At 44.2% G+C, this 5,184-nt stretch carries 6 protein-coding genes; all 6 read left to right on the top strand.

Going from position 1 to position 5,184, the window contains the following annotated elements:
• A partial coding sequence (locus tag GXO74_11985) for a hypothetical protein (GenBank protein NOZ62387.1) occupies positions 1–185 on the top strand: 185 nt, incomplete at its 5' end.
• Positions 186–314: 129 nt separating this feature from the next.
• On the top strand, positions 315–1,187 hold the full coding sequence (locus GXO74_11990; GenBank protein NOZ62388.1) for a flavin reductase family protein: 873 nt from the start codon (positions 315–317) through the stop codon (positions 1,185–1,187).
• A gap of 3 nt (positions 1,188–1,190) precedes the next feature.
• Positions 1,191–2,024 carry a hypothetical protein gene (locus tag GXO74_11995; GenBank protein NOZ62389.1) on the top strand — a complete coding sequence of 278 codons (834 nt, stop codon included), beginning with the start codon at positions 1,191–1,193 and terminating at the stop codon, positions 2,022–2,024.
• On the top strand, positions 1,942–2,253 hold the full coding sequence (locus tag GXO74_12000) for a hypothetical protein (GenBank protein ID NOZ62390.1): 312 nt from the start codon (positions 1,942–1,944) through the stop codon (positions 2,251–2,253). Before GXO74_11995 ends, GXO74_12000 begins: the two co-directional genes overlap by 83 nt.
• Positions 2,246–3,166 (top strand): ROK family protein, encoded by a 921-nt coding sequence (locus GXO74_12005; GenBank protein NOZ62391.1) that lies wholly within the window; start codon positions 2,246–2,248, stop codon positions 3,164–3,166. Before GXO74_12000 ends, GXO74_12005 begins: the two co-directional genes overlap by 8 nt.
• Positions 3,167–3,496: 330 nt before the next feature.
• Positions 3,497–5,184, top strand: a 1,688-nt coding sequence (locus tag GXO74_12010; GenBank protein NOZ62392.1) for a hypothetical protein, incomplete at its 3' end; no start/stop codon positions are given.

Here is a 5,184-nt window from a genome sequence, read left to right on the forward strand (position 1 = left end):
TTCACGTTTTGACATTGGTGGAAGGCGAGCGAGTCAGGGTTGTTGACAAAAACGATGAGAAAAAATTTTTCGATTTCAATTATTCGGAGACGATAATTGTTCCGGCATGTCTGGGCAGGTATGAAATTGTAAATTTGGGAAAGAGTCAATGCATGATCGCGAAGGCGAGGCTCAGGAAGAATTGAATTTCTTATTTGACAGGATCGACAGGATGAGCAGGATTTAAATTTGAAACTTATTTTTTGGAAATCTGGGCACATCAGCATTTAAATCCATAAAATCCTGTAAATCCTGTCTAAAAAACGGAACTAACCATGACACAAATTTATTTTGATTTAGAAAAATCAGACAGAGGTTTCAACTATCGCTTTGTGCAGCCACCGCAAATTACGTATCTAATTTCTACAATTGACGAATTTGGCAACGGAAATGTCACGCCGGTCACTCTCGGCACGTGCGTTGGCGTAAATTCTTTGGCAGAACCATCGGGTTCGAACTGGTATTTTGCCTTTTCCGTGGGCAGCCGGGATGTTCCCGACATTCCTGTTCGGGATGCTTTTCGTAATCTTGTCAAAAATCCGGAATGCGTGATCAGCTATCCGGGCGCGGAATTGATGGAAAAAATCTGGGCGATGGGTTTGCCGTTCCCGCGCGGCATCAATGAACTGGAAATCGCGGAATTGACGCCGCTGGCGTCGAAAAAAGTGAAGCCGACCGGCATCAAAGAATGTCCGATCAATCTGGAGGCGCGAGTTCAAAAATCTATTCCTGTCGGGGATCATTACCAACTGTTTGTGTGCCAGATTGTAGCTGCAACCATCGACGAAAATTTAATTCAAAAAGATAATCGCAATCCGCTTCATCTCGGCGTGCTGGAGATTGATCCGTTGTTCGAAGTGGCGATTGTTCCGGAAAACGGGAAGCCGCCGCGACTCTATTTTGGGAAAATCGATCGGAGAAATTTCATTCGAACTCCGGATGACATCGGTTCTTCGAAAAAATGGCTGGGTTCTTTTGAAGAATGGATAGAAGATGAGGCGGAAAGAGGGAAAATTAATTCCGAAGAAAAAAGCGAAATTCTGGGGTTATACGAAAAATGGAAGGAAAATCCAGATCCTGAAACGAATGAAATTGTGCGCCTTAAATTAATTGAATTTCTCAAAAAAATAATCTGGGAAAGAAGATAGGCCATGACGCCGCGGGAAAGAATTAATCGCGCCATGCAGAGAAAAATCCCGGATCGCGTTCCGGTCTGGTGTCCTTTGAGTCTGGAGCACATTGTTCGCAATGGGCGCGAGGATGGCAAATTTCCTGAAACAGTTGAAGAATTTGTCGAAATTGAATGTCAGCTCACTTTGCGATATGGTTTTGACGGTGTCTTGCTTTATTTGCCCATGCTAAAGAAAGGAACTGCTGTAGCTCCGATTCTGGACAATTTGATAAATAATCCGCCTGTCGGCGATAGCTCGCACGATTTTCAGACCGCTGATCCGGAAAAGTGGGAGTTGCCGGATTTAGATTTCACAGAGGAAAATTTTTACAGCGCCCATCTCGCCCGGGAAATAATCGGCGAAAAATATCATCTCGGCGGCTGGGTCGGAGACGGATTCTCCAAAGCATTGCAGTGGTTTCCGGTTCTGGACGATGCGCTGATTGCTCTGCTGGAAGATGCGGAGCGATTCAAGGCGATTGTCCGCTATTTTGACAAAATATGCGTTGCTCAGGCGAAAGCGCAAATCGAATTGGGACGACTCGAAAGCATTCACATCTCGTCTCCTTACGCGGGTTCATCGTTCATTTCTCTGCCTCTGTATCGAGAACTCGTATTTGATTCCGTGCGCTGCATTGCCCTGGCGGTTAAAGAAGCTGGCGGTTTTTCCTATTTGCACACCTGCGGTTCGATTTCTGACCGATTAGAAGTTTTCGCGGAAACCGGTGTTGATGGCATTGAATGCATGGATCTGCATGGATCCGCCGCCGCTGGGAAATGTCTCTCTCGCCGACGCGAAAAAAAGAGTGGGTAATAAATTATTTTTGAAAGGAAATATCGATTCCGTGAATATTTTGCTGCGCGGCAGCGATGATGAAATAGAAGCTGCGGTGAAAAAATGTCTCGCAGACGGGATGCCCGGAGGGGGCTACATTCTGAGCACTGCTTGTTCTGTGGCGCCGCAAGTTCCTCAGGAAAGAGTGCGGCGATTGGCAGATTTAGCAGAAAAGTTTGGTCATTACGGAGCAATTGAAAATGAGTGAAAAAATTGTCATCGGAATGGACATCGGTGGCACGTCGATAAAGTCTGCGCTTGTGACTTCATCCGGGAAAATTGTTGATAATTTCATCCAGTTGACGCCTGTGGATTCGCATGGCGATCAGCAGACGATTCTGGCATCTTTTGTTGAGCCGATGAAAAATTTATTTGCTCGGGCGCGGGAGCGAAATCTGAAGATTCAGGGAATTGGCATCGGAATGCCGGGACCTCTCGATGCTGAAGCCGGAATCCCGCTCATCAAGGGCGTGGACAAATACGAATCCATTTACGGAGTTGATTTGCGGCGAGAATTTCGTCAGCGACTGCATTTGCCGTCTGATTTTCCGATTTATTTTGAAATTGATGCCTGGAGTTTTGTGCGCGGTGAAATCTGGCAGGGAGCCGCAAAGTCTTTCCGGAGAGTCATCGGCGTGACGCTCGGCACGGGTCTGGGTTCTGCTTTTTTCATCGGAGACGAGGCAGTGGACTCAGGAAATGGCGTTCCGGAACTGGCGTGGATTGGCGGGTTGAAATACAACGAGGGGATTCTGGATGACAGAGTTTCTCGCCGGGGAATTTTGCGCCGTTATTTTGAAATCAAAGGTTCCCGCGAAGATAAAATTGACGTCCGCGAAATTGCGCAGCGAGCGCTTCACGGCGAAACCGAAGCAATAACGGTTTTTCGGGAGACAGGAGAAATTTTAGGCACTGCTGCGCGGACTTGCGTTCAAGAGTTTTCGGCTGAATGTTTTATCGTCGGAGGCCAAATCGCCCGCTCATTTGGGCTTTTTGCGCTGCCATTGAAACAAGCGTTGAATATTTCCATCCCCGTCATTCAAGCAAAAGGAATTGAAACCAGCGGTGTTCTGGGAGCGGCGAAATTGTTTTTTGTCAAAGAAAATAAATCCAGAAAGTGAAGAATTTTTTCTTTGCGCTTTTGTTTGAGGATGAAAAGGTCTTTCACAAAGACGCGAAGACGCCAAGTTTTCTTTATTTTTGTAACTGGTCTTTAACAAATTTGAAAAACCATGAAGTGCAGGAAAAGCACGAAGCCCAACTGACCATTGAGATTTAACCTTTCAAAGGTTTCAAACCTTTGAAAGGTTTTGGACAATACGAACAATAAAAGTTAGTTAAAAAATCTTTGCGTCTCTGTGACTTCGTGAGAATATATTTTTTTCTTCGTGATTTAAGGTGCTAACAATAAAATATCCAGAAGTTCAATAAATTTTAAATCGGAAAAAAGAATGAAGCTTTTCATTCAAATAATTTTAACAATGGGATTTTGGTTATCGATGAATATGAGTGAAGGTTGGAATCAGGAACTTGGCAGGGGCGATATTTTCCATGAAGATTTTCGCTCGGAAAAATTGACGAACTGGAAAGACATGACTGCCTGGGGCTTTGGCGTCTGGCAAATCAAAGACGGAAAATTGATTTCCGTTGATTCGCAGGAGCCGGAGAAAGGAATTGTGGCAATTTTGCCTGATTTCAAAGATGCGATTGTTAACCGCGATTTTTCTGCTGTGATGCGTTTCAAGCCGATTGCAAAAAAGGATTTTCTGTTCATTATCGATTTTCGCCATCAGGGAGTTAGTAACTATCGACTGGAAATTGACAAAGAAGGTCGCATCTCAATTGTTAAAAATTTAGTCGCTCATTTGCCGCGCAAATTATTTCAGACCTGCGCCGGGGAAGTCAAATTCGACCAGTGGCAATGGCTACGGTTGGATGTGCGCGGTGAAAATCCGGTGCGCATCGGCGCCAAAATCTGGCAGGGAGAGAAATCCGATGAACCGAAATTTTATACTGCATTCGCTTCTGATTTGCCCGGATTGATTCCGGAGAATTTGAACTTTGCCTTAACAGTGATGCAGTCCGGCGGTTCGCGGGTGGAAATTGATAATTTTGATATTTACAGCAAAATTCCCGTGCAAAAAATCTGGCGATGGCATGCGGGAGAAAATCAAGGTGAAGAAAAAATTTGTCAGAGGGCATATCAATTTTTCCAAAAGTCCGAATTGCAAAAAGCAAAAAGTCTGTTGCTAAAGCTCAAAACGAGTCCGGCAGTGGCAAACAATTTGGCTCTCATTGAAGCGGAGCGCGGAAACTGGAGTGAGGCACTAAATTTTATTCATTCGGCTATGAAATTGTCTAAAAATGATGAAATCATTTCCGAAAACGCAAAATGGCTCTGGCGCGCGAGTTTAAAGGGCGGGTTGGTTCAGCAAAATCAGAAAATGGCTGGTTATGTGCGGTTGGAGAAACAGGTTTTTCTCTCCCCCAAAATGACAAAAATTGAAGTTTTTGCCAATAAATCATTTGCGCAATTGCCCGGCAGTGATTTGCTTTTGAAAATCAAAATTTTTAATAGCGAACAAAATGAAATTAAGTTGATAGAGCGAAATGCAAAAGCGGACGAATTTGGTGAAATTTACCATTTAGAAGTGCTCGATATTGCCGAATTTGATGATGGCAAATATCAATTGCGCGCAGAATTGGAGAGCGCCGGGAAGATGATATTTTTGGGAAATGTGCAATTTGAAATTTTGTTTCAGGAATTTGAGAAATTTGCACACCGACTGGAAAAACTGGAAAAGTGGTATGATTCGCAAATGGCGATTTCTGGCTCGGCGCAAGAAAAAAATGACCTCGCCAATTTAAATGTCATGCTCATTAAACTAAAACAACAATTGGATGATTGTGATGCGCCGGGAAATTTTTCGCTGTATCGAGATAAAATCGAAGCAGCGCTCACGGAAGCCGAACAAGCAGCAGCAGAATTAAAAGTGGGAAGAAATCCCTTTGCCAATCAAAAAGGGACATTTTTGCGCGGTTACTATTCGGAAATTGATGGCAGAGTTCAGGGATATGCTCTTTTTGTTCCGGAAAAATATGATGCAAAACAGCCTTTTCCGCTGGTTGTTAATTTGCA

The sequence above is a fragment of the Calditrichota bacterium genome, from assembly GCA_013152715.1.
Taxonomy (GTDB): domain Bacteria; phylum Zhuqueibacterota; class Zhuqueibacteria; order Thermofontimicrobiales; family Thermofontimicrobiaceae; genus 4484-87.